Below are 23,421 nucleotides of genomic sequence, written 5' to 3' on the forward strand. Positions count from 1 at the left end.
CCTTCCCAACATCACGGTTCCTTCTTCATGGATGGCGCAAAAATGCCGCAGGCCGCCGGCAAGGCAGATCCTTGCCGGCCGCGAGCGGCATTCTTGCTCAAAACCGAAGTTAATGCAACTCTATTGCATATGCATGATGGTTGCACATGAGGAACCCTGGCGGGCGCGGATCAGAACGCCGAGCAATGCCCCCCGCTGGGAGCCTGCCCCGAGCCTATGGCCAGGATGGCGGGTTCCTTCCGATGGTTGACGGGACTGGAGTGGGTCCAGTCCCAGGCGAAGAAGGCGATCAGCACGGCCCAGAGCAGCACGACGGCGGAAGTACGGGAAGTCATGTCCATGTCCCCCGTTCACACGCCCAGCCGGCGGCGCAGGCGCACGCCGATCAGCGAGCCGGCGAAGGCCAGCACGACCCAGATCCAGCCGTGCAGGCTACCCGTGGAAATGCCGCTGACCATGGCGCCAACGTTGCAGCCGAACGCCAGCCGCGAGCTGTAGCCCAGGAGGAAACCCGCGACCAGCACGGCCGCCCACTGGCGGCCGGTCAGCGGCTTGCCGCTGGACGGCTTGCGGGCGGCGATCCACAGCGCGCCGGCCATGATGCCGATGTTGGTGATAGAGGTGACGTCCAGGAACACGCTCTGGTCCAGCGTGCGCAGGTTGCCCGCCTGGCTCCAGAAGGCGTTGGCGGCGGGATCGAACACGCCGGCCGCCGTCGCCACCTTGGCCGCCCACAGGCCGAAACCGTAGACCACGCCCCAGGGCTGGCCGGCCACCACCAGGTTCGCCACCGCCAGCAGGGCCAGGCCGACGCCGGCCAGCAGCAGCTTGCGGTTCCAGGGCGAGGATGCGGCCGCCCCGCCCTTGCGGCTCCAGACCCAGGCCGCCAGGCCGAAAACGGCCAGGCCGGCAAAGGTCAACGCCAACGCGCCGCCCGCTCCCCAGTCGCGGACCAGGCTGACCGGCGCGATGGCGCCCAGCGACAGCCAGCCGTGCAGATGCACCGATCCCAGGAAACTGCCCAGCGCGAACAAGGGCAGCACGCCCATGTTCAGCGGAATGCCCAGTCCGGCCTTGTACAGCGTGCCCGACCCGCAGCCATCGGCGATCTGCATCGTGATGCCGAACACGAAGGCGCCGATCAGCAGGCTGATGCTGGGAGGGCCCAGGGCCGCGGCCAGGTCGCCGGGAAACTTCGCCAGGAGCGGAATGGAAATGGCTGCCGCCACCGCCAGCAGCGCAATCTGGGCGAACACGCCGCTGGCGTCCCGGGCCTCGATCAACCGGCGCCAGCCGGTGGTGAAGCCGAAGCGCGCGCCGGCCAGCAGGCCGCCCATGCCGATGCCGATGACGAACAGCACCGACTGGCGCACGGTCACGAACCAGGCCAGCGCCAGCACGGCAAGCAGGATCGCGGCCGTCAGCGGCCAGCGTGCATGGCCAAGCGCGGAGGACGCGGGAGAAGCGATGGCGGGCGAGCCCGCCTGGGAAAGCGTCGTTTGCATCAGGGGGATTCCTTTCGTGCTGGCGCCTCAGGAGTTGCCGAACAACTTCTTGAATTTTTCCGAGATCTGGCTGGCCCGGCCCGGCACGTTGTCCATGGGCAAGGCCTGGTCCGCGTTGGTCCAGTCGGCCAGGGATTCCGGATACATGCGCACGTGCGGCAGCCCCGCCAGTTCGGACAGCGCGAACCAGTCGGTCGCCGCCCAGTGTCCGGTGTTGCAGAACGCGATGTTGTCGCCGCCCGCGTCCGGGAATTCCCGGGCGGCGATGGCGCGGGCCTCGGCGGCCGAGACGATCTGCGTGCTGCCGGGGGCGAACCAGACGCTGTGCGGAACGTTGGTGGCGCCGTGGATGGTGCCGGGCACCGAGGCCGTCGGGGCCTTGACCAGGCCTTCGAAGAAATTCTTGGGCCTCGCGTCGATCAAGCGGGTGCCGCCGCCGGTCGTGCCTGCCAGCACGTCGGCCTGGGTAGCCTTGATGGCGGTGTTCAGCCTGGGCTCGTAGCGGCTGGGCGCCGGCTGGGCCGGCGCGTCCTGGCTCAGGGGCTGCTGCGCCTGCTGCCAGGCCTGCATGCCGCCGTTCAGGATGGACAACTGGGTCAGGCCCAGGTATTTGAGCGTCCAGTAGACGCGGGCGGCGGCGCCGAAGTCGGTCACGTCCGCGCCCGAGGACACCACCACGGCATGGCGCTCGGGCGCCAGCCCGAGCTTGCGCACTTGCGCGGTCAGCTTGTCCAGCGGCGGCAGCGTGCCGGGGCTGTTGGCCGGTCCGCGCCAGGAGCCGTAGGGAGCGGACAAGGCGCCGGGGATGTGGCCTTGCAGGTAATCGGCGGGCGGCCGGATGTCGATGACCGTGACCGAGGGCGAGGACAGCACCGCCTTCAGTTCGTCGGGCGACAGGATGGGGGACGGGGCGGCCTGGGCGCCGGCCTGCGCGGCGAAGGCGATCAGCCAGGCGGAAAGAATGGCAAGGATTCTCATGATGATTGCGCGCGGCGCGCAGGGAATGGGCATCCTGAGAATTTTAAGACCTGGCCAGGGGATGGCTCAGACCAAGTCCCCATATTCATATAACATTAAATTATATGAAAGCGCTGTGAATATAGCTCCTGGCCATACGCCCGGAGGGCGCGGGCCAGGGCATCGGGCAACCCCGGCCGGGGCTGCCCGTAACGGCCGTGAACCGCCTCAGGCCGTGACGTGGAAGCCCACGCGGCCGAGATTCTGCATCTCGAGCTCGACCCAGGTACCGGCCACGAGCGCCTCGGCGGCGCTGGCGCCGCCGGCCATCACGATCGACCCCTCGGGCAGGATCTCGCCCGCCTGCGCCACCAGGCGCGCGGCCGCGACCAGCGAGCGCACGGGATGGCCCAGGATGGCGGCGGTGGTGCCGACCTGCTGGGCCTTGCCATTGCACGACATGATCAGGCCCAGGTTGGAGAAGTCGATGCTGGGCTTGTGCCAGGCTCCCAGCACCACGCCCGACGACGAGGCGTTGTCCGCCACCACGTCTTCCAGCGAGAACTTGAAGGCCTTGTAGCGCGAGTCGATGATCTCCAGCGCCGGGGCGATCGCCTCGACGGCGTCCAGGGCCTCGATGGGCGACACCATGCCCGACAGCGGCTTGCGCAGCAGGAAGGCGATCTCGGGCTCGACGCGCGGATGCACGCGGGTCGACAGCTTCAGTTCGCCGCCCTCGTCCACGCGCATGTCATGCGTCAGGCGGCCCCAGATCATGTCATGCACGCCCATCTGGACCATCTTGGCGCGGCTGGTGAAGCCCATCTTCATGCCGATGCGTCGATGGCCGCGGTCGATGCGGCGCTGGATCAGCATGCGCTGCACTTCGTAGGCCTCGGCCAGCGTCAGCGGACGGCGTTCGACGAACTGCTCGGCGGCGCGCGGCGTGCTGGCGGCTTCGTCCAGCTCGCGGGCCACTTCGGGTAGGGACAACAGCGGACCGCTCATGCTTGCTCCTTCGCGCCAAACACCGCGCGCACCGAACCCAGTCCGGCGATGCGCGCTTCCAGAATCTCCTCTCCCTGCACCGCGACCATGGGGCCCAGCGCACCACTCAGCACCACGTCGCCGGCACGCAGCGGATTGCCACGCTCGGCCATCTTGCGCGCCAGCCACAGGGCCGCGTTCAGCGGGTGGCCCAGGCACGCGGCGCCGGCGCCGATCGATACCTGGTCGCCATTGCGCTCCATGACCATGCCGCACAGGCGGGCGTCGAAGTCGCCCAGCTTGACCGGCCGGTTGCCCAGCACGAACAGGCCGGACGAGGCGTTGTCGGCGATGGTGTCGACGATGCTGATCTTCCAGTTGGCGATGCGGCTGTCGACGATCTCGATGGCCGGCACGGCATAGGCCACCGCCGAGATCAGTTCGGCCATGGTGGCCATGGGCTGGGCCAGGTCGCGCTCCATGACGAAGGCGATCTCGGCTTCGACCTTGGGCTGGATCAGGGTCGACAGCGGCACTTCCTCGCCGTCGCACACCGACATGTCGGCGAACAGCATGCCGTAGTCGGGCTGGTCCACGCCCAGCTGCGCCTGCACCGCCTTGGAGGTCAGGCCGATCTTGCGGCCGACCAGGCGGCGGCCCTGCTTGATCCAGTGGTCGGTATTGGCCTGCTGCACCGCGTACGCGGCGTCCAGGTCGCCGGCCGGCAATTGATCCCGGATCGGATCGATCGCGACGCGGCTTTCATGAGCACTGCGCAGGCGTTGCGCAAGCCCGGCGATCGCCTCGGCGGCGACGCCCCCCTGTCCTATCTGCCCCATGGGTAGTCCTGTTTGGAAGTTGGAGAAAAGAGAAAAACACCTTTATGCCGTATACGTACGAATATACGGGAGAAACCTGCGCGCGGACAATGCCGGCGGTTCATGGCCCCACTCCGGCCATCAATTTGAGGCATTTGACGAACAACGCCCGATATTCGGGCGGGAGGGCCGCGATGATGGCTTCCTCGACCTCCCGGTCGCGGGGCAGCACGCGCTCGAGCACGTCCACGCCCGCCTGGGTGATGGTGACGGCATACGCACGCTTGTCGTCCGCCGAGCGCCGGCGCCGCAGGTACCCCTTGCGCACCAGGCGGTTGATCATGTCGGCCAGCGAATTGCGGTCCAGCGCGATGTCCTCGGCCAGCTGATTCTGCGTGGCGCCCGGATGCTTGCAGACGGTGATCAGCAGCGCCTTCTGGCGCGGCGTCAGGTCCTCGTCGTGGAAGGTCTGCATGAACAGGGCCTCGGCGCGAAAATGCGCGCGCCGCAGCAGGTGCGACACGACGTCCGTGAGCTCGAACGCCCGCACGGCATCCGTACAAGGCACGGTTTCCGGTTCGGGAGACGGCGCGGCGGGCGGGCGTCGCAAGGCGGAGGATCGGGTCATGGTGGCGAGCCGGAGCGGACTTGAGATCTTAACTGATGTCGCGCGCCCGGCCAGCGGCGCCCTGGCGTTTCTTCGAACCGGCTATGGCTGGCACCGAAGTTGTTATGCCCCCGGGGATGGACCGGTCGCGCGAAATTCCACTATATTATGACGTATACGTACTATACCTCAACGGAACCCAGCACCATGTCGGTCAAATCCCTGCGCAACTTCATCGGCGGCCGCTTCGAAGACGGCATCCGCACCTTCGACAAACTCAACCCCGCCAACGGCGAACTGGTGGCGCGCGTGCACGAAGCCAGCCGCGACCAGGTGAACGCCGCGGTGGCGGCGGCCCGCCAGGCCTTGCCGGCCTGGGCGGCGCTGCCGGTCAACCAGCGCACGGACTACCTATACGCGCTGGCCGACGGCATCGAACGCCGCTTCGACGATTTCCTGGCGGCGGAGATCGGCGACACCGGCAAGCCCGTGGGCTGGGCCAGCCAGATCGACATCCCGCGCGGCGCGGCCAACTTCCGCGCCTTCGCCGAGATCGCCCGCACGCTGGACATGGAAAGCTTCATGACCGATACGCCGGACGGCCGGCAGGCGCTGAACTACGCCTACCGCAAGCCGCTGGGCGTGGTGGGCGTCATCTCGCCGTGGAACCTGCCGCTGCTGCTGTTCACCTGGAAGGTCGCGCCCGCGCTGGCCTTCGGCAACACCGTGGTGGCCAAGCCTTCCGAGGTCACGCCTTCCACCGCCACCCTGCTGGCCGAAGTGGCGGCCGAGGTCGGCCTGCCCGCCGGCGTGTTCAACGTGGTCCACGGCTTCGGCCCGAATTCGGCCGGCGAATTCATCACTACCCACCCTGACATCGACGGCATCACCTTCACCGGCGAATCGGCCACCGGCAGCACCATCATGAAGGCGGTCGCGCCGGGCGTGAAGCCGGTATCGTTCGAACTGGGCGGCAAGAACGCCGCGCTGGTGTTCGAGGACGCCGACTTCGACGCGGCCGTCGCCGGCGTGGCCCGCTCGGTCTTCGCCAACTGCGGCCAGGTCTGCCTGTGCACCGAGCGCGTCTACGTCCAGCGGCCGATCTACGACCGCTTCGTCGCCGCCCTGAAGCTCGAAGCCGAGAAACTGGTGCTGGGCCGCCCCATGGACAGCGCCACCACCATGGGCCCGCTGGTGTCGCACGAGCACCGCGAGAAGGTGCTGTCCTACCTGCGCCTGGCGGTCGAGGAAGGCGCCACCGTGGTCACCGGCGGCGGCGTGCCGACCTTCGGCGACGAGCGCGACCAGGGCGCCTACATCCAGCCGACCATCTGGACCGGCCTGCCCGAGACCGCCCGCTGCATCAAGGAAGAGGTGTTCGGCCCGGTCTGCCACATCGCCCCCTTCGATACCGAGGAAGAAGCCATCCGGCTGGCCAACGACACCCACTACGGGCTGGCGGCGGCCGTCTGGACCACCAACCTGACCCGCGGCCATCGCGTGGCCCAGGCCATGCAGGTGGGCCTGGCGTGGGTGAACTGCTGGTTCCTGCGCGACCTGCGCACGCCCTTCGGCGGCAGCGGCCTGTCGGGCATAGGGCGTGAAGGCGGCCGCCACTCGCTGCATTTCTATACCGAGCCGACCAACGTCTGCGTGAAGCTGTAGGCGCGCGAATGGGCGATAATCGCAGGGGAATGTCCCCTGCGGCCGCCATGTCCAACTTCCGTCTGACTCCCAACGCGCTTGGGCACAAGCTCAAGCTGCACCAACTCCAGATCTTCGAGCGGGTGCTCGAGCGCCGGTCGCTGTCGCGCGCGGCCAATGAACTGAACCTGACGCAGCCCAGCGTCACCAAGGCCATCTACGAGCTGGAGAAGTTCGTGGGCGCGCCGCTGTTCGAGCGGTCCAACCGCGGCGTGGTCCCGACCGAGCTGGCGCATCTCCTGGGCCGGCGGGTCAAGACGCTGATGGCCGAGCTGCGCTACATGACGGACGAACTCAATGCCGCGCTGACGGGGGAAAGCGGGCACGTCATCGTCGGCACCCTGATCGCCGCGTCGGCCAAGCTGCTGCCCGAGGCGATCTCGATGCTGATGCAGGAGCACCCGGGGATCCGCGTCACGGTCTCCGAAGGCCCCTCGTCGCAGCTCTTCCCCGCGCTGGCCACGGGCGACCTCGACATCGTGGTGGGACGCCTGCCCGAGCGCGACATCGCGCTCGGCTATGCCTATCCGCTCACCCACCACACGCTGTACGAGGAAAAGCTGCATGCCGTCGTCGGCGCCCACCACCCGCTGGCGCGCGCGGCGCACCTGGAACTGGGCCAGCTGATGGAGCAGCCCTGGATCCTGCCTTCGGCCGAATCGCCGCTGCGCACCGCGGTGGAACAGACTTTCCACCGTACCGGGCTGGGCATTCCGCCCCGCCACATCGAATCCCTGTCGCTGCTGACCAACCTGGGCATCCTGCTGCGCGGCGAGGCCATCGCCCTCATGCCGCAGGACGCCGCCGCGCAATTCCTGGACCACGGACTGCTCAAGCGCCTGCCGCTGGCCGAATTCGGCCTGTTCGGGCGCGTGGGCTATTCGGTACGGGCGAACCGGCAACTCACTCCCGCCAGCCAGCACCTGATCGAATACCTGCATCGCATCTGCGACGCCCGGCGCGCCGGCGCCTCCTGATCCTTCCTCCGGGCGCAAGGCCCGAACGCGCCATAGCCAATGTGCATACCCCGGGCGCCAACTTCTATTTCTCGCCCGGCGCATGGGTCACATAGACTGCAATTAGCCTACGATAGGCCACGACCGCCTCCTTCCGGCGCGGGAAGCCGCCCCGCGGGCGCAGACCTACCGACCCAACGAGAGCACCATGTACAAATACGGTCTTCCGCTCAATTTCCAGAAATGGATCGACGACAACGCCCATCTGCTCAAGCCGCCGGTCGGCAACCAGCAGATCTGGCAGGACTCCGATTTCATCGTCACGGTGGTCGGCGGCCCCAACCACCGTACCGACTACCATGACGATCCGCTGGAAGAGTTCTTCTACCAGATCCGCGGCAACGCCTACCTGAAGCTCTGGGTGGAAGGCAAGGAAGAACGCGTGGACCTGAAGGAAGGCGACATCTTCCTCTTGCCTCCGCACATGCGCCACTCGCCCCAGCGTCCCGAGACCGGCAGCGCCTGTCTCGTCATCGAACGCCAGCGTCCCGAAGGCCTGGTGGACGGCTTCGAGTGGTACTGCCTGCATTGCGGACACCTGGTGCACCGCGTCGAAGTCCAGCTCAAGAGCATCGTGACCGACCTGCCGCCGCTGTTCGAGGCCTTCTACGCCAGCGAGGACAAGCGCCGCTGCCCCTCGTGCGGCACGGTGCATCCCGGCAAGCACGTTCCGGGCACCGCATGACGGCACGGTTCGACTTCGGCGGGGTCGAACTCACCCGCATCGTCGAGGCCGAGGGCCCGCTGCTGCGCCCCGCGGAAATCTTCCCGGACTCGACCCCCGAAGCCATCCAGGCCAACCTGGACTGGCTGGCCCCGCGGTTCTACGACCCGGCCTCCGACCGGCTGGTCATCTCCATCCAGTCCTTCCTGCTGAAAAGCCGCGGCCGCCTGATCCTGGTGGACACCTGCGTGGGCGACTGCAAGGCGCGGGTACGCCCCGACTTCGACCGGCAGCACTGGGGCTGGCTGGATCGCCTGCAAGCGACCGGCGTGCGCCCCGAGGACGTCGACATCGTCGTCTCCACCCACCTGCACGTCGACCACGTCGGCTGGCACACGCGGCTGGTCGGCGGCGCATGGGTGCCCACCTTCCCCAACGCGCGCTATCTCTTCACCCACGAGGAATGGGCCTATTGGAAGGAGCACGAGGGCCACCCGGGGCTCGTGCGCACCGGCGACTACGTGGGCGACTCGGTCCTGCCCGTGTTCGAAGCCGGCCTGGCCGACCTGGTCGACATGGACCACCGCATCGACGAAGCCATCCGCCTCGTTCCCGCGCCCGGGCACACGCCCGGCCACGTGGCCGTCGAGATCCAGGGCGAGCACCAGCGCGTCCTGCTGACCGGCGATGCCTTCCACCACCCGCTGCAGTGCTGCTACCCCCAGTGGAGCACGCGCTTCTGCGCCGACCCCGACCACGCCCGCCGCACCCGGCAATCGCTGCTGGAGGCCTGCGTCCGCGACGGCACGCTGGTCCTGCCAGCCCACTTCCCCGCCCCCACCGCCGGCCACATCCGCCGCGCGGCACCGGAAGACGAACACGAATTTCGTTTCGAATTCCAAAAATTACTTTAAACTTAAAACGTAAGTCCAAGGAACCGCCTATGACTTTGCAGCGCCCGGTCCCGGCCCTGGTGGCCAGCCTTTGCCTCGCGTTCGGCGTCACCGCCGCCGCGCACGCCGACATCAAGATCGGCTTCCTGGCCACGATGTCCGGACCCGGCGGCACGCTGGGCCAGGACCAGTACGACGGTTTCATGCTGGGCGTGGAAGCCGCCGGCGGCAAACTGGGCGGGCAGGCAGTCAAGATCATCCAGGAAGACGACCAGCTCAAGCCCGAGGTGGGCCGCCAGGCCGCCAAGAAGCTGATCGAGCGCGACCGCGTGCAGCTCATCACCGGCCTGAGCTTCTCGAACGTGCTGATGGCGGTCTATCGCGACGTCATCAACAGCGGCACCTTCCTGCTGGTGAACAACGCCGGCCCCAGCCAGATCGCCGGTTCGATGTGCTCGCCGCTGTATTTCTCCACGTCCTGGCAGAACGACCAGCAGCACGAGGCCATGGGCAAGTACGCCCAGCAGAAAGGCTACAAGCGCGTCGCCCTGATGGCGCCGAACTACCAGGCCGGCCGCGAGGCGCTGACGGGCTTCAAGCGCTACTTCAAGGGCGAAGTCCTGAGCGAGACCTACACCCAGGTCAACCAGCCCGACTACTCGGTGGAAATCACCCAGCTGCGCACCGCCAGCCCCGACGCCGTGTTCATCTTCTATCCCGGCGGCATGGGCGTGAATTTCGTCAAGCAATACCACCAGGCCGGCCTGCTGGGCAAGGTCCCGCTGCTGTCGGGTTCCACGGTGGACGGCACGACCCTGCCGGCGCTGCAGGACCTGGCGCTGGGCGTGATGTCGGGCGGGCCATGGTCGCCCGACCTGCCCAATGCGGCCAACCGCAGCTTCGTCGAGCAGTTCCGCAAGAAATACGGGCGCATCCCCTCGCACTACGCGGCCTATGGCTACGACTCCGCGCAGGCCCTGAATGCCGCGCTCAAGGCCACCGGCGGCCGCCTGGACGACAAGAAAGCCTTCGAACAGGCAATGGTCAAGGCGAATTTCCCCTCAGTGCGGGGCAACTTCAAATTTAACAATAATCACTTCCCCGTATCGAACTACTACGCATTCGAAGTGGTGCGCGACCCCGCGGGCGGCGTGACGCTGGCCACGCGGGAAACCGTGTTCCCGGACCACCAGGACCCCTACCATGGGGAATGCAAGCTGAAATAACCGTCCGGCACCGGCGTCGCGCCGCCGACCGCAGTATCCCGGGGGCCGGGCATCCGGCCTCATCCACCCCGCAGGCAAGCCAGGAGTCCGCATGAAAACCGCCAAACTGATAGCCATCGCATCGATACTGCAAGCGGCCTTCGCCGCCCCCTCCTTCGCCGCCGTCAAGATCGGCTTCGTCTCCACGCTGTCCGGTCCGGGTTCGGTGCTGGGGCAGGACCAGTACGACGGCTTCATGCTGGCCGTGGAACAGGGCCAGGGCAAGCTGGGCGGGGTCGACGTCCAGGTCCTGAAGGAAGACGACCAGATGAAGCCCGAGGTCGGCCTGCAGGTCGTGCGCCAGTTGCTCGAGCGCGAGAAGGTCCCCCTCATCACCGGCCTGATCTACTCGAACGTCATGATGGCGGTCCACCGTCCCATCACCAGCGCGGAGGTCTTCCTGGTCGGCTCGAACGCCGGCCCCACCCCGATCACGGGCAAGGGCTGCTCGCCCTACTTCTTCTCCACCTCGTGGAACAACGACCAGTTGCACGAGGCCGGCGGCGAGCTCGCCAACAAGATGGGCATCAAGAAGATCCAGTTGCTGGCCGCCAACTACCAGGCCGGCAAGGACGCCATGGAAGGGTTCAAGCGAACCTTCAAGGGCCAGGTGGTGGGCGAGACCTTCACCCAGGTCAACCAGCCCGACTACTCGGTCGAGATCTCCGCCCTGGCCTCCAGCAAGCCCGAGGCCATCTACACCTTCTATCCGGGCAGCATGGGCGTGAACTTCGTCAAGCAGTACCGGCAGGCCGGCATGTTCGACAAGGTCCGCATGCTGTCGACCTCGACCATCGACGGCTCCACCCTGCCCGCCCTGCAGGACGCCGCGCTGAGCGCGGTCACGGCCGCTCCGTATTCGCCCGACCTCGACAATCCGGCCAACAAGAAATTCGCCGAGGCCTTCCGCAAGAAGTACAACCGCGAACCCTCGATGTATGCGGCGCAATCCTACGACGCCGCCAGCCTGATCGCCTCGGCCCTGGCCAAGACCAAGGGCAACGTGTCCGACAAGGCCGCGTTCCGCGCGGCGCTGCGGGAAGCCAAGTTCGATTCCGTGCGCGGCTCCTTCGCGTTCAACACCAACCAGTTCCCGATCGCGCCGTTCTACCGGGTCGACGTGGCCAAGGACGCCAACGGCAAGCCGGCGTTCGTGACCAAGGGGGTGATCTACGAGCACAGCAAGGACTCGTATGCGGGCGAATGCCAGATGAAGTGACGTGTGAATGGGGGCCTCAGGGGCCCCATTCATGAGCATGTCCGCGTGCCGGCAATGCGAATGGCCGATTGAGCTATCATGCGCGGGCAAGCTTCGACTTCCGGCACCGTGCAGACTTCCTCCATTCCTCGGGAAAACACCGCGTTATTGACATCTCTGGCCATCGGCGATTCGCTGCTGCTGATGATCGTCGCCCAGAACCTGAGACGGCACGGGATTGCGGTCACGGTCTTCGGGCCACATATCCACCGGCTACGCGCCTGGTTTCCCGGTTTCGATATTCGCGAAGAGTTGCCTGGTGATGCAGCGGAATGCCCGGCGGAATTCCGGACCGTCATCCAATTGCACGAACCGGGCACGGATGCGCCGCAGCGGCGCATCGTGGCGCTGGAAAATCTACGCAGGCTGAAGGTACCGGCCTCGCTGGCCCAAAGGCTGGCCAACTTCAGCCGTGATTCGTTGGGCCTGCCCCAGGCTGACAAATACAACGGCCTTGTCCCGCCTCCCGGACTCGTCTACCGCAAGCATGCCTCCCGTGTCGCCATCCATCCCATGGCCAGCACTCCCGACAAGCGCTGGCTGGCGTCCCGCTTCGTCGCTCTGGCCGTTCGGCTCAAGCGCCGGGGCCTGGACCCGCAATTCATCGTAGGTCCCTCCGAGCGGCCGCAGTGGGAGCACGTCCAGGAACTGGGTATAGGCCTGCCCCGGCTTGGCGCGCTGGAGAATGTCACCGCCTGGCTGTTCGAGTCGGGATGGTTCATCGGCAACGATTCCGGCATCGGCCACCTGGCCTCGAATCTGCATGTTCCTGCGTTGTCGCTGTTCATGCGCCGGGGAAGCGCCCGGACATGGCGCCCCGACTGGGGCCCCGGTCGCATTCTGATCGGCAGCGACGGCATTCCCATGGGCAAGCTCAAAGAAAAGCTCTGGAAATACGCGCTGACGTCAGGACGAGTGGAGCGTGCCTTCAACCAGTTGCAGTCGCAGGTTTCCGCGAAACAGACCGATCTCCCCTGGGACAAGGCCCAAGAAAACACGGCCCGGCCCAGCGGAAACGCGACTCGCGCCATCATGCCCCCAGCCAGGTTCCTGCCGGCTCCGGCCGACGATACGGAATCCTGATTCAGGCCGTCTCACTGAACTGCATCTTGTAGAGCGCGGCGTACAGCCCGCCGGCCGCCAGCAGATCCGAGTGCCCGCCTTGTTCCACGATACGGCCCTTGTCCAGCACGACAATGCGATCGGCATTCTGCACAGTCGACAACCGGTGGGCGATGACCAGGGTGGTGCGGCCTTTCATGAGCCGTTCCAGCGAAGCCTGCACCTGCCGCTCGGATTCGTTGTCCAGGGCCGAGGTGGCCTCGTCCAGGATCAGGATGGGCGCATCCTTGATCAGCGCGCGGGCAATGGCCAGGCGCTGCCGCTGTCCGCCCGATAGCCTGGCGGCGTTCTCCCCTACCCTGCTATGCATGCCTTGCGGCAGGGAATCGACGAACTCCAACAGATTCGCATCGGCCAGGGCCTGCCGAATGATCTGCTCGGAGGGTTCGCTGCGGGCGCCGTAGCTGACATTCGCAGCGATGGTCTCGTCGAACAGCACCACGTCCTGGCTGACCAGCGAAATCGCGTCGCGCAAGCTGGTCAATGTCAGCTCCTCGATCGGCACCCCGTCCACCCGTATCAAGCCCGAAGATGGCAGCGCAAAGCGCGGCAGCATCGATACCAAGGTCGTCTTGCCGCTCCCTGACCGGCCGATGAATGCCACTGTCTGCCCCGGTTCCACCTTGAACGAAATATCGGCCAAGGTATCCCGGGCAGCCTCGGGAAACCTATGCGACACGTTCTCGAACTCAATGCGGCCGCGCACCGGCTGGGCCAAGGTGCGCGTACCGGCATCCGGCTCGGGCATCTCGTCCACCAGGGCGAATACACTCTCGGCCGCCACCAGCATGCGTTGCATGGGGCTGGCGACATTGGCCAGCCGCTTGAGCGGATCCAGTATCTGCAGCATGGCCGTCACGAAAGCGGCGAAACCTCCTACCGTGATCTGGTTGGCACCCGACTGCCCCAGCGCGGTCGCTACCACGATGGCCAAGGCAACCGCGGAAATGGCTTGAGTGATGGGCGCCGACGCCGCCGTGGCCACGGCATTGCGCATGGCAAAACGGCGCAACCGGCTATTGACCTGGAGGAACCGGGCCTCTTCGTGCTCGTAGCCGCTGAACAACTTGATCACCCTCTGCCCGTCAATGGCTTCGCTGACAATGCGGGTCAACTCGCCATTCATGGCGATGGTCTCGCGGTTGATCCTGCGGATGCGGCGGGAGATGGCCCGCATGATGAAGGTGGACAAGGGAAAAGCCACCAGCGCGATCAGCGTGAGCTGCCAGGACAGATACAACAGCACGCAAACCAGCGACACCACGATCAGCGTCTCGCGCACCAGCACGGTGATGACTTCGGTGGCCAACTGCATCACGCCCGCTGCATCCACCACGAAGCGGTTGAGCAACAACGACGACCCCATGCGCTTGAAATAGGTATCGGGCAGGCGCAACAGGCGATCGAACATTTCCCCGCGCAGGTCCGCCAGCACATGGTTGGCCGACCACGCCAGGAGGTAGTCACTCAGGAAGTTCAATACACCGCGGACCAGGAAAATACCGACGATGGCCAGCGGGATCTTCCAGACATAGTCCGGATTCTGACCATTGAAACCGCCGTCCAGCAGCGGCTTCATCAGCATCGCCAGGACAGGCTGCGATGCCGCCACCCCTGTCAGGAACAACATGCCGAGCGCGAGCGCTTTCCAATACTTCAGGACCCGCGTATAGACGCGGCGCCACAAATCGGCTTTGACGGGATGGGAGTTCACGAGGGAGTTTTCCGGAGCCAGACCGAATGCCGCTTCGACCTTCCCGCGGCGGCAGGCCCGCTTACAATACGAAGCTTCACATTGTACGCGCAGGCGGCCATCCGCCGGACTGCCCGCCCCTGCCTCTTGATGCCACGCGCCGACTCCATCTACGTACGCCTGCCTAACTGGGTGGGCGATGCCTGCATGTGCCTGCCCGCCCTCGAGTTGCTGCGGCGGGAAGGCCACCCGCTGGTGCTTTGCGGACGCGCCTGGGCCCAGGACCTGTTCTCCGGACTGACGGGCCATGATGGATTCATCGCGCTGGGCCGCTCGTTCGGCGAAAACAGGCAGACGCTGCGCCGCTCGCTGGCCGGTCACGGCTCGGTGCGTGGCCTGATATTCCCCAATTCACTGTCCAGCGCCGCACTGTTTCGCCTGGCCGGCATCCGATCCGCCGGCTATCGCGGCGATGGCCGGTCGCTGCTGCTGAGCTGGGCATTGCCCAAGCCGCATGGCCTGCACGAGGTGGAGGTGTTCTACCGGCTGGCCTACGAGACGCTACGGCGCTGGCAGCCCGGTCCGGCCAGCCGGCCTCCAGAGCCCGGCAAGCGCCTCGCGCTGCCCCTGACGGCGGCCCACCACGAACACGCCACGCAAACATTGGCGCAGGCAGGCATCACGGGCCCCTTCGTCCTGCTGGCGCCCATCGCCGCCGGGCTGCACCACGGCCGGCCCAAGGCATGGCCGGGGTTCGGCGCCCTGGCCGAGGCGCTCGGGCAACGCGGATGGACTTGCGCGATCTGTCCGCCCCCGCACGAGGTGGCCGTCTCGCGCGCGGCCGTCCCGTCCGCCACGGTACTGCCGCCGCTGTCCCTGGGTGCCTTTGCCGCCCTGACCACGCACGCTGCCGCGGTGGTATGCAACGACTCGGGTACGTCGCATGTTGCCGCCGCCGCGGGCGCCCGCCAAGTCACCCTATTCGGCGTCACTCGCCGGGAGCGCACCGGCCCATGGTCGCCCGATGCAGTCTGCCTGGGCGCCGAGGGGCAATGGCCGGCCGTGCCCGAAGTCGTCGCCGCCGTCGAACGGCTGGCCCAAGGGGACACCGAATGAGCCGCAGGACTGCCGCGAAGACACCGCGGATCCTGGTCGTCGCCCTGCGCTACCTGGGCGACGTGCTGCTGACCACCCCCCTGCCCCATGCGCTGCGCCAGCACTATCCTGGCTGCGAGGTCGACATGCTGGTGTTCAAGGGCACCGAAAGCATGTTGCAGAACAACCCGGACATCCGCCGGGTCTACACCATCCCCGAACGCCCGGCACGCGAGGAAATCCTTGCACTCGCCCGCCAGCTCTGGCGCCGTTACGACCTCGCCGTGGTGCCGCAACCCGGCGACAAACCCCACCTGTTCGGTTTCGTGGCGGCACCTCGGCGGATTGGACTGGTCTCGACCGAACGCAGCCATTCCTGGTGGAAAAGGCTGTTGCTGCGACACGCTCTGTCGGTCGACGGGATCACCCACCGCGTTCGCGAAAACGAACAGGTAGTGCAGATGCTGGGCGTGCCGTCGGCCCGCACCGTCATCCCCCCGACGGGCCAGATAGCTCCTGAGGCGTGGGCGGAAAAACTCTCGCCGTACCTGCACGGCACCGCTCCTTTCGATCCACGCCAGCCCTTCGCGGTGATCCATCCCTCGCCACGCTGGCGCTATAAGCGGTGGCATACGGCAGGTTGGGCCAGCCTCATGGGCGAACTGCGGCAGCAAGGCTTACGCCTACTGTTGAGCGGCGGTCCGGGCGAAGCGGAAAGCCGGTACCTGGACGAGATCCTGGCCGCGCTGGACGCCCCGACCCGCGCGGCCGTCATCCGCATCCAGGGCTGCCTGGGCCTGGGCGAACTGGCCGATCTCCTGCATCTGGCCCGGCTGTACGTGGGACCGGACACCGCCACGACCCATCTGGCCGCCGCCTGTGGCACTCCTACCCTGGCACTGTTCGGCCCAACCGAGCCCCGCCAATGGGGCCCCAGCCCGCCCGACGGGCTGGAGCCGCCCTGGGACCAGCGCGCATCCAGCCAAGTACGCGGCAACGTCGTCCTGCTGCAGGAACCCTTCCGCGCATGCGTGCCGTGCCAGCAGGAAGGCTGTGAGCGGCACCGCGAAAGCCACTCCGAATGCCTGGACCGCATGGCTCCGGAACGCGTATGCCAGGAAGCGGTCGCCATACTGCGCCGGCAACCCGGCGGCGGGGATGCTGTCCCTGCCCCACCAGCGGAAACCCAGCCATGAAACTCGCTATCGCCTGCCACCGTTTCGGCTACGGCGGCGGCATGGAACGCTACACCATGGACCTGGTGCGTGGGCTGCATCGGCTGGGAGTGCGTCCCCTGGTCTTCGCCCGCGAATTCGACACGGCCATTCCCGAACATGCCTACGTGGAACCGGTACGGATCAACGTCCGGGCCCTGCCCTCGAAACTGCGCGATCACTATTTTTCGGCGCGGGTCCGCGCGCTCAAGGACAGCCACGGGGTGGACGTCCTGATCGGATGCAGCCGCACCGCCGTGTCCGACATCGCCATTTGCGGCGGCACGCACCAGGGATTCCTCGCCCATGCCCAACGCTCGCCCAAATGGTCGGATCGCTGGCAGATCCGGCTCGAAACGCGCCACTATGCCCATGCCCGCAAGGTGGTCGCGCACTCCGGCTTCATGGCGCGAGAACTGGAACGGTATTACGACCTCCCCGCCGGCAAACTCCATGTCGCCTATCCGCCGGTCGACGCTACCCGATTCGTACCCGTGACACCCGAGCGCCGCCTCGAATTGCGGCGGGCGCTGGGCATCTCCGACGGGCAAGTCGCGTTCCTGTTCCCCTCCACCGGCCATGGCCGCAAGGGATACGAGCAACTCGCCTCGTTCTTCCAGGACACGGCGCTGCCGGTGTGCCTGCTCGTCGCCGGCCGGCCGGTCGACGCGCAGTCGCCCCGGATCCGCTACATCGGCTACCGGCAGGACATCGAGGACTGCTATCGCGCCGCCGATTTTACGATTCTGGCCTCGCGCTACGAACCCTTCGGCCTGGTCGGTCCGGAGTCCGTGCTATGCGGCACTCCGGCCGTGCTGCCGCGCGACACCGGCTGCGCCGAGGTGCTGTCGCGCGAAGCATGCGTCACGTTCGACCTGGATAGCCCGGCGTCGCTGGCTGACGCCATCGCCGGCTGCGTGGCACGGGTCCACGAGGGTCGCGCACGGCTATCGTCGCCGTCCGCCCACCTGTCCTATGCCACTGACGTCCTGGCCCATGCGCGCATCGTTCTCGACCTGGCCACCGCTCAGGCCGGCGGCTGAGATGGCGGACGCTGCCGTGCGACCCGCAGGAAGGGCCGCACCAGGATCTGATGCAGGAAACGCTGATACAAATAGCGTTTGAGGTAATAGCCGATGCTGCGCCGGGATTTCTCGGCAGTGTCCAGGTCGACCCGCCCGCCCTCCAGGTACGAGGTCTGCGCGAGTTCGGTCAACCCTATGCAGCTGGGCACGACGGCCCGGACCCGAACGATGCCCCGGCGCTCGAATCCCGCCCAGAAATCGGCTGCGCTCCAGACCGGCTGCAAGGCCGCCAGCATGCGCTCGGCGGCTCCACGCGTCACGATGTAACCATGGGCAAGCCACCAATGTCCGTATCGCCTTACCAGATGCCTCTGGCCGTCCAGCGACTGGCGGCCCCAGCGCGTGTACTTGTCGACATGGGACAACAGCACCACCGTCGGACTCGCCGGGTCCAGTACGCGCTCTAACTCCCGCAGGACTCGCGGCACGTCGACGCCCGGCGCGGCATCGTCCTCCAGCACCAGAGCCCGGTCGGCGCCTTCGTCCAGCATCCGCCGATAGACGGCCAGATGGCTCAGGGCGCAACCGAGCTCGCCACGCGACAGCGGCCGGTAATCGCGTGTAGCGGTAGCCTCATCGTACAGGGCGGAGACGGCCTGCGCGTCAAGTTGCGCTCCGTCCACGGCCTGGCAAAGCACGTAGGACAGCCCCAAACGATCCAACTGCGTCCCGATTTTCCGTCGACGCTCGGCGGCACGCTCGAGATTGATGACGTATATCGGCATCATGAGTGAACGGCCTCCTGGTTCATCGCGCCTCTCGGGGCCGGCTCCCGGCAAACGATGAATGCCACCAGCCACGCCATGATCAGAACGTAGAAGGCATTGGTGATCGAAATACTGAACATGGCCTCGGTCAGCCCGAAAATGAAGAAACTCACAGCCGTGGTCAGTCCCATTGCCGCCGCACACGCAACACGAGGGTCCGCACGGCGCAACCTCCTGCCGAAGAAAACCGCGGGAGCCAGATAAAGCGTCAGTACCGCGATGAGACCGGGAACGCCGTAGGCGGCCATCGCATACAGAATATCGTTATGGGAATGGGCAAGTTCTGCGGCTTCTCGTGTGATCAGCCCCGCCTTGGCCTGTTCCCTGAGCGCATCTCTGAAATGCTCCCTTCCCACCCCGGTCCAGGGATGTTCTGCAAAAAGCCTCAGCGATGCGTGCCACACCTGGATGCGACCACCGCTCGAACTATCCAGCGTGTTCTTGCCGCCCGCCAGTGCCGCCACGCTTTCGGCCACCCGCTCCCGCACCATGTCGCTGGTACCCGCAATCGATACGCCGACGACCACCAGCGCGCTCAGCGCCATTACCCGCAGCTTGCGGGAACCATGACGATATGAGGCACATACGACACAGACCAGCACCGGGACGGCCAGCCAGCTACCGCGGGTCTGCCCCGAATACGCGACATACATGCCGGCCAACATCGCCAGCAGCTTCACCCCATGGATTGCATACTGCCGAGGCTCGTCCCATCCGATGGAGATGGCCGCCAGCGCCCCCATCAACAAAGCCAGGTTGGAAAAAGGGATGATGTTGTAGATTCCCACGTGGTCCGGTCGCATCTCGAGGGTGGCGAAATGAATCCACACCGCGGCATAGCAAGCCGCCGCGGCACACCCCCAGGCCATCCACTCCAGTCGTTTCGCCCCCAGCCTGGTCAGGCCCCAGGCCAGCACGAACAGCAGGACGAAGCGTGTGAACAGGTAAGGAATGTTGATCGGCTGCCCGGCCACTGCCTGCTGGATGGCCACCGCCAGCGGCCACAGCAGAAATGCCAGGCTCAGGCCACCGGCGCTGCGCCAGTAAGTGCCCCAGCGCTCCCGGTCGCGTCCGGGCACGAGCAGGCATCCAAGCCCCCAACAAGCCAGCACGGTGAACAGCGCGTTGGAAACCGACATCTTCGGCAGCAGGAACACCGGGAACAGCGCCAGCAATACCGCGAGCAGCCCCTGCAGACCCGCGAACCCCATCGCCGAACGAACAGCCCTCGACAGACCAACCACGCCGCTAGTACTCCAGCCCGACGTCGGCCGGCTGCCCCGTCAGCTTGCCCAGTTGCTGGATCAGCACGTCGGGCACCCGTACCCGCCAGTCCTCGCTCAGGCGCACCACGCACTTGGCATCGCCGCGGTTGTAGACGATCTCGACCGGCGTGCCCGGGAAGCCGTTCTCGGGGTCGGCGCGATGCGGGTTGAGGACTTCACGCAGGGAGTCCGCGTGCGCGTTGCCGTTCAGGCGGATGGACAGCGCGCGGGCCTTGGCCTCGCGCGCCATCTGCAGGTCGAACAGTTCGTCGGCCACGATACGCATGCCGCCGGAGTACTCGTCGTTGCTGACCTTGCCGGAGACGATCAGCAACTGGTCTTCGCGCAGCCGGCTGCGGTGCCGCTCGTACAGCTCGTTGAACACCGAGATCTCGACCTGCGCCGTGCCATCGTCAAGCACGGCGAACACCATCTTCCCGCGCCGTGTCATCTGCGTGCGCACGGCCGACAGGATGCCCGCCATCCATTGCAGGTCGCGGCTGGGCTGCAGGTTGGACAGGGGGGTGCGCACGAACCGGCGGACTTCGGTGCGATAGGCGTCGAACAGGTGGCCGCTGAAGTAGAAACCCAGCGCGGTCTTTTCCTGGCCGAGGCGCTCGCGCTCGTCCCAGGGCTCGACATCGGCCAGCTCGCCCGCCAGGTCGGCGTGGTCGTCGCCGCCGAACAGCGACACCTGGCTGGCCGCGCGGGCGGCCTGTTCCGCGGCGTCCATCGCCGTGCCCAGGGTCGCCAGGACCGCGGCGCGGTTGGGCGACAGCGTGTCGAATGCGCCGGCCTTGATCAGGGCTTCGATGGCGCGGCGGTTCACCACGTGGCGATCGATGCGCCGGCAGAAATCGAACAGGTCGGTGAACGGCCCCTTCTCGGCCCGCGCGCGCAGGATTTCCTCGACCGCGCTCTGCCCGGTGCCCTTGACCGCCCCCAGCCCGTAGCGGATGGTGCGCGGCGGCTGCCCGCGCGCCGAATATTCGTCCAGCACCGGCTCGAAGCGGTAATTGGACAGGTTGATGTCGGGGGGCAGCACCTTGACCTTGTTGGCCACCGTGTCGGCCCAGAATATCTGGACCTTGTCGGTGTCGTCCATGTCGGACAACATGGTGGCGGCCATGAACTCGGCCGGATGGTGAGCCTTGAGCCAGGCCGTCTGGTAGGCGATCAGCGCGTAGGCCGCGGTATGCGACTTGTTGAAGCCGTATTCCGCGAACTTCTCCATCAGGTTGAACAGCGTGACCGCGATCTCGGGGTCATAGCCCTTCTTTTCCGCGCCCGACTGGAAGATCTCGCGGTGCTTGGCCATTTCCTCGGGCTTCTTCTTGCCCATGGCCCGGCGCAGCATGTCGGCGCCGCCCAGCGTGTAGCCGCCGATGATCTGCGAGATCAGCATCACCTGTTCCTGGTAGACGATGACCCCGTACGTGCTCTTGAGGACCGGTTCCAGGTCCGGGTGGAAGTATTCGGCCTTGGCGCGGCCGTGCTTGCGGTTGACGAAGTCGTCCACCATGCCCGAGCCCAGCGGGCCCGGCCGGTACAGGGCCAGCACGGCGATGATGTCTTCGAAGTTGCTGGGGCGCAGCTTCTTGAGCAGTTCCTTCATGCCGCGCGATTCCAACTGGAACACGGCGGTGGTGTTGCCGTCGCTCAGCAGCTTGTAGGAATCGAGGTCGTCCAGCGGCAGCGCCATGACGTCGAAGTCGCGCATGCCCTCGTTGAACTCGCGCACGTAGCGCACGGCCCAGTCGAGAATGGTCAGGTTGCGCAGGCCCAGGAAGTCGAACTTCACCAGGCCCACGGCTTCCACGTCGTCCTTGTCGAACTGCGACACCGCGATGTGGCTTTGGCCAGGCTGGCAGTACAGCGGGCAGAAATCGGTCAGCTTGCCCGGGGCGATCAGCACGCCGCCGGCGTGCATGCCGATGTTCCGCGTCAGTCCCTCGAGCGGCTGGGCCAGGTCGATCAGCGCGTGCGCTTCCTCGTCGTTGTCGTAGCGCTCCCTGAAGGCGGGCTCTTCGTTCAGCGCCCGCTCCAGGCTCCAGGGGTCGGCAGGCGAGTGCGGGATGATCTTGGACAGGCCGTCGCAGAACAGGTAAGGCAGGTCCAGCACCCGCCCCGCGTCGCGGATGACCGCCTTGGCGCCCAGCGTACCGAAGGTGGCGATCTGGCTGACCGCGTCGCGCCCGTATTTCTGCTTGACGTACTCGATGACCTTGTCGCGGTTGTCCTGGCAGAAATCGATATCGAAGTCGGGCATGGAGACCCGCTCCGGGTTCAGGAAGCGCTCGAACAGCAAGTCGTAGCGGATCGGATCGATATCGGTGATGCCCAGGCTGAACGCGACCAGCGAGCCTGCGCCCGATCCCCGGCCCGGCCCCACCGGCACGCCATTGTTCTTGCCCCAGTTGATGAAGTCCTGAACGATCAGGAAGTAGCCAGGAAAGCCCATGTCGATGATGGTCTGGCATTCCTTGTCCAGCCGCTGGTCGTATTCCTCCTGGTGCGCGGCGCGTTCCTTCTCGTCCGGGAAGAGCTGCGCCATGCGGCGCGCCAGGCCCTCCTTGGACAGTTGCACCAGGTATTCGGCCAGCGTCACGCCCTCGGGCGTGGGGAAATTGGGCAGCTTGGGATTGCCCAGTTCCAGCGTCAGGTTGCAGCGCGTGGCGATCGCCACCGTATTGGCCAGCGCCGAGGGCACGTCGGCGAAGCGTTCGGCCATTTCCTGCGAGGACAGCAGGTACTGCTCTTCCGTGTAGAGCCGTTGGCGGCGCGGATTGGCCAGGATCTCGCCTTCGGCGATGCAGACGCGGGCCTCGTGGGCGCGGAAGTCGTCGCGTTCGAGGAACTGTACCGGGTGCGTGGCGACCACCGGCGCGCCGCATTCGGCCGCCAGCCGCATCGCGGCCTGCACGTAGGTCTCGTCGCCTTCGCGGCCGGCGCGCTGCAGCTCGATGTAGTAGCCGCCCGGAAACACCTTCAGCCAGTGCCGCGCGAACGCCAGCGCCGCGTCGTGGTTGCCGGCCTCCAGCGCCTGGCCCACGTCGCCCTGGCGTCCGCCGGACAGGGCGATGAGCCCCGCGCCGTAGGTCTCGAGCCATTCGGGCCGGATCTCGCCGCGGCCGCGATGCTGGTTGGTCAGGAAGGCCTGCGTCAGCAGTTCGCACAGGTTCAGGTAGCCGGCGCGATCGCGCACCAGCAGCAGCATCCGGTAGGGCTTGTCGCGGTCGGCGTCGTTGGACACCCAGACGTCGCAGCCGGCGATGGCCTTGATGCCCTTGCCCCGCGCCGCCTTGTAGAACTTGATCAACCCGAACAGGTTGGAAAGATCGGTCAGCGCGATGGCCGGCTGTTCCAGCGCGGCGACTTTCTTGACCAGGTCGGGGATGCGGACGATGCCGTCCGACACCGAGAACTCGGAGTGGACGCGCAGGTGGACGAATGGGGGGGTAGGCGACTGGGACATGCCGGCATTTTAGCCTCTCGGCGCAGGGTCC

The 23,421-nt window shown here is 66.6% G+C and carries 20 protein-coding genes; 10 read left to right on the top strand and 10 right to left on the bottom strand.

Annotated elements, in window-relative coordinates:
- Positions 1–170: 170 nt before the first annotated feature.
- The 6 genes from ABD104_RS11525 to ABD104_RS11550 form a co-directional block, all read right to left on the bottom strand.
- Positions 171–335: a hypothetical protein gene (locus ABD104_RS11525; protein ID WP_165963085.1), complete on the bottom strand. Its 165-nt coding sequence runs from the start codon at positions 333–335 to the stop codon at positions 171–173.
- Between the two features lie 15 nt (positions 336–350).
- Entirely contained in the window at positions 351–1,505 is a 1,155-nt protein-coding gene (locus ABD104_RS11530) for a YeeE/YedE thiosulfate transporter family protein (RefSeq protein WP_087840755.1), read from the bottom strand.
- 27 nt (positions 1,506–1,532) lie between these two features.
- On the bottom strand, positions 1,533–2,483 hold the full coding sequence (locus ABD104_RS11535) for a sulfurtransferase (RefSeq protein WP_087840860.1): 951 nt from the start codon (positions 2,481–2,483) through the stop codon (positions 1,533–1,535).
- Between the two features lie 207 nt (positions 2,484–2,690).
- Positions 2,691–3,470, bottom strand: a complete 780-nt coding sequence (locus ABD104_RS11540; protein WP_087840756.1) for a 2-keto-4-pentenoate hydratase — start codon at positions 3,468–3,470, stop codon at positions 2,691–2,693.
- A complete protein-coding gene (locus tag ABD104_RS11545) occupies positions 3,467–4,288 on the bottom strand; it encodes a 2-keto-4-pentenoate hydratase (protein ID WP_087840757.1) in 822 nt (273 codons plus the stop codon). Before ABD104_RS11545 ends, ABD104_RS11540 begins: the two co-directional genes overlap by 4 nt.
- A gap of 100 nt (positions 4,289–4,388) precedes the next feature.
- Complete coding sequence (locus ABD104_RS11550; RefSeq protein ID WP_087840758.1) at positions 4,389–4,895, bottom strand: MarR family winged helix-turn-helix transcriptional regulator; 507 nt, start codon at positions 4,893–4,895, stop codon at positions 4,389–4,391.
- A 186-nt stretch (positions 4,896–5,081) separates the two neighbouring features.
- Between ABD104_RS11550 and ABD104_RS11555 the strand changes: the two genes are divergently transcribed.
- The 7 genes from ABD104_RS11555 to ABD104_RS11585 all read left to right on the top strand — a co-directional run bounded on the left by ABD104_RS11555 (position 5,082) and on the right by ABD104_RS11585 (position 12,757).
- A complete protein-coding gene (locus ABD104_RS11555; RefSeq protein WP_087782228.1) occupies positions 5,082–6,539 on the top strand; it encodes a 2-hydroxymuconic semialdehyde dehydrogenase in 1,458 nt (485 codons plus the stop codon).
- 47 nt (positions 6,540–6,586) lie between these two features.
- A complete protein-coding gene (locus ABD104_RS11560; RefSeq protein WP_087782229.1) occupies positions 6,587–7,555 on the top strand; it encodes a LysR substrate-binding domain-containing protein in 969 nt (322 codons plus the stop codon).
- A gap of 187 nt (positions 7,556–7,742) precedes the next feature.
- On the top strand, positions 7,743–8,279 hold the full coding sequence (locus ABD104_RS11565; RefSeq protein ID WP_087782230.1) for a 3-hydroxyanthranilate 3,4-dioxygenase: 537 nt from the start codon (positions 7,743–7,745) through the stop codon (positions 8,277–8,279).
- Positions 8,276–9,172: an MBL fold metallo-hydrolase gene (locus ABD104_RS11570; protein ID WP_343927580.1), complete on the top strand. Its 897-nt coding sequence runs from the start codon at positions 8,276–8,278 to the stop codon at positions 9,170–9,172. The genes ABD104_RS11565 and ABD104_RS11570 overlap by 4 nt, the downstream gene beginning before the upstream one ends.
- Positions 9,173–9,201: 29 nt before the next feature.
- Positions 9,202–10,377 carry an ABC transporter substrate-binding protein gene (locus ABD104_RS11575; RefSeq protein WP_087782232.1) on the top strand — a complete coding sequence of 392 codons (1,176 nt, stop codon included), beginning with the start codon at positions 9,202–9,204 and terminating at the stop codon, positions 10,375–10,377.
- Between the two features lie 91 nt (positions 10,378–10,468).
- Positions 10,469–11,635: an ABC transporter substrate-binding protein gene (locus ABD104_RS11580; RefSeq protein WP_343927581.1), complete on the top strand. Its 1,167-nt coding sequence runs from the start codon at positions 10,469–10,471 to the stop codon at positions 11,633–11,635.
- A gap of 78 nt (positions 11,636–11,713) precedes the next feature.
- Positions 11,714–12,757, top strand: coding sequence for a glycosyltransferase family 9 protein (locus ABD104_RS11585; RefSeq protein ID WP_279818305.1), 1,044 nt, complete (start codon positions 11,714–11,716; stop codon positions 12,755–12,757).
- Between the two features lies 1 nt (position 12,758).
- Here ABD104_RS11585 and msbA read toward each other — a convergent pair whose 3' ends face one another.
- Entirely contained in the window at positions 12,759–14,510 is a 1,752-nt protein-coding gene (gene msbA, locus ABD104_RS11590) for a lipid A export permease/ATP-binding protein MsbA (protein WP_279818306.1), read from the bottom strand.
- 129 nt (positions 14,511–14,639) lie between these two features.
- Here msbA and ABD104_RS11595 point away from each other — a divergent pair, with 129 nt between their 5' ends.
- The 3 genes from ABD104_RS11595 to ABD104_RS11605 are packed head-to-tail and all read left to right on the top strand — an operon-like array spanning position 14,640 to position 17,841.
- Entirely contained in the window at positions 14,640–15,605 is a 966-nt protein-coding gene (locus tag ABD104_RS11595) for a glycosyltransferase family 9 protein (protein WP_343927582.1), read from the top strand.
- Positions 15,602–16,780, top strand: coding sequence for a glycosyltransferase family 9 protein (locus ABD104_RS11600; RefSeq protein ID WP_343927583.1), 1,179 nt, complete (start codon positions 15,602–15,604; stop codon positions 16,778–16,780). Before ABD104_RS11595 ends, ABD104_RS11600 begins: the two co-directional genes overlap by 4 nt.
- Positions 16,777–17,841: a glycosyltransferase family 4 protein gene (locus tag ABD104_RS11605; RefSeq protein ID WP_343927584.1), complete on the top strand. Its 1,065-nt coding sequence runs from the start codon at positions 16,777–16,779 to the stop codon at positions 17,839–17,841. The genes ABD104_RS11600 and ABD104_RS11605 overlap by 4 nt, the downstream gene beginning before the upstream one ends.
- Here ABD104_RS11605 and ABD104_RS11610 read toward each other — a convergent pair.
- The 3 genes from ABD104_RS11610 to dnaE are packed head-to-tail and all read right to left on the bottom strand — an operon-like array spanning position 17,826 to position 23,390.
- Positions 17,826–18,611, bottom strand: a complete 786-nt coding sequence (locus tag ABD104_RS11610) for a glycosyltransferase family 25 protein (protein ID WP_132979368.1) — start codon at positions 18,609–18,611, stop codon at positions 17,826–17,828. The two genes, ABD104_RS11605 and ABD104_RS11610, sit on opposite strands and share 16 nt — an antisense overlap.
- Positions 18,608–19,894, bottom strand: coding sequence for an O-antigen ligase family protein (locus ABD104_RS11615; protein ID WP_132979369.1), 1,287 nt, complete (start codon positions 19,892–19,894; stop codon positions 18,608–18,610). The genes ABD104_RS11610 and ABD104_RS11615 overlap by 4 nt, the downstream gene beginning before the upstream one ends.
- Before the next feature lie 4 nt (positions 19,895–19,898).
- A complete protein-coding gene (dnaE, locus tag ABD104_RS11620; protein WP_132979370.1) occupies positions 19,899–23,390 on the bottom strand; it encodes a DNA polymerase III subunit alpha in 3,492 nt (1,163 codons plus the stop codon).
- Between the last annotated feature and the right edge of the window lie 31 nt (positions 23,391–23,421).

It is taken from the genome of Pigmentiphaga daeguensis (assembly GCF_039523035.1).
Lineage (GTDB): Bacteria > Pseudomonadota > Gammaproteobacteria > Burkholderiales > Burkholderiaceae_B > Pigmentiphaga > Pigmentiphaga daeguensis.

Bases quoted from the DNA above. Each gene is read 5' to 3' on its own strand.
- ABD104_RS11610 (WP_132979368.1), bottom strand. From the start codon at position 18,611: ATGATGCCGATATACGTCATCAATCTCGAGCGTGCCGCCGAGCGTCGA.
- ABD104_RS11580 (WP_343927581.1), top strand. From the start codon at position 10,469: ATGAAAACCGCCAAACTGATAGCCATCGCATCGATACTGCAAGCGGCC.
- ABD104_RS11605 (WP_343927584.1), top strand. From the start codon at position 16,777: ATGAAACTCGCTATCGCCTGCCACCGTTTCGGCTACGGCGGCGGCATG.
- ABD104_RS11530 (WP_087840755.1), bottom strand. From the start codon at position 1,505: ATGCAAACGACGCTTTCCCAGGCGGGCTCGCCCGCCATCGCTTCTCCC.
- ABD104_RS11535 (WP_087840860.1), bottom strand. From the start codon at position 2,483: ATGAGAATCCTTGCCATTCTTTCCGCCTGGCTGATCGCCTTCGCCGCG.
- ABD104_RS11540 (WP_087840756.1), bottom strand. From the start codon at position 3,470: ATGAGCGGTCCGCTGTTGTCCCTACCCGAAGTGGCCCGCGAGCTGGAC.
- ABD104_RS11555 (WP_087782228.1), top strand. From the start codon at position 5,082: ATGTCGGTCAAATCCCTGCGCAACTTCATCGGCGGCCGCTTCGAAGAC.
- ABD104_RS11565 (WP_087782230.1), top strand. From the start codon at position 7,743: ATGTACAAATACGGTCTTCCGCTCAATTTCCAGAAATGGATCGACGAC.
- ABD104_RS11595 (WP_343927582.1), top strand. From the start codon at position 14,640: ATGCCACGCGCCGACTCCATCTACGTACGCCTGCCTAACTGGGTGGGC.
- ABD104_RS11600 (WP_343927583.1), top strand. From the start codon at position 15,602: ATGAGCCGCAGGACTGCCGCGAAGACACCGCGGATCCTGGTCGTCGCC.
- ABD104_RS11550 (WP_087840758.1), bottom strand. From the start codon at position 4,895: ATGACCCGATCCTCCGCCTTGCGACGCCCGCCCGCCGCGCCGTCTCCC.
- ABD104_RS11560 (WP_087782229.1), top strand. From the start codon at position 6,587: ATGTCCAACTTCCGTCTGACTCCCAACGCGCTTGGGCACAAGCTCAAG.
- ABD104_RS11545 (WP_087840757.1), bottom strand. From the start codon at position 4,288: ATGGGGCAGATAGGACAGGGGGGCGTCGCCGCCGAGGCGATCGCCGGG.
- ABD104_RS11575 (WP_087782232.1), top strand. From the start codon at position 9,202: ATGACTTTGCAGCGCCCGGTCCCGGCCCTGGTGGCCAGCCTTTGCCTC.
- ABD104_RS11585 (WP_279818305.1), top strand. From the start codon at position 11,714: ATGCGCGGGCAAGCTTCGACTTCCGGCACCGTGCAGACTTCCTCCATT.
- ABD104_RS11525 (WP_165963085.1), bottom strand. From the start codon at position 335: ATGACTTCCCGTACTTCCGCCGTCGTGCTGCTCTGGGCCGTGCTGATC.
- dnaE (WP_132979370.1), bottom strand. From the start codon at position 23,390: ATGTCCCAGTCGCCTACCCCCCCATTCGTCCACCTGCGCGTCCACTCC.
- ABD104_RS11570 (WP_343927580.1), top strand. From the start codon at position 8,276: ATGACGGCACGGTTCGACTTCGGCGGGGTCGAACTCACCCGCATCGTC.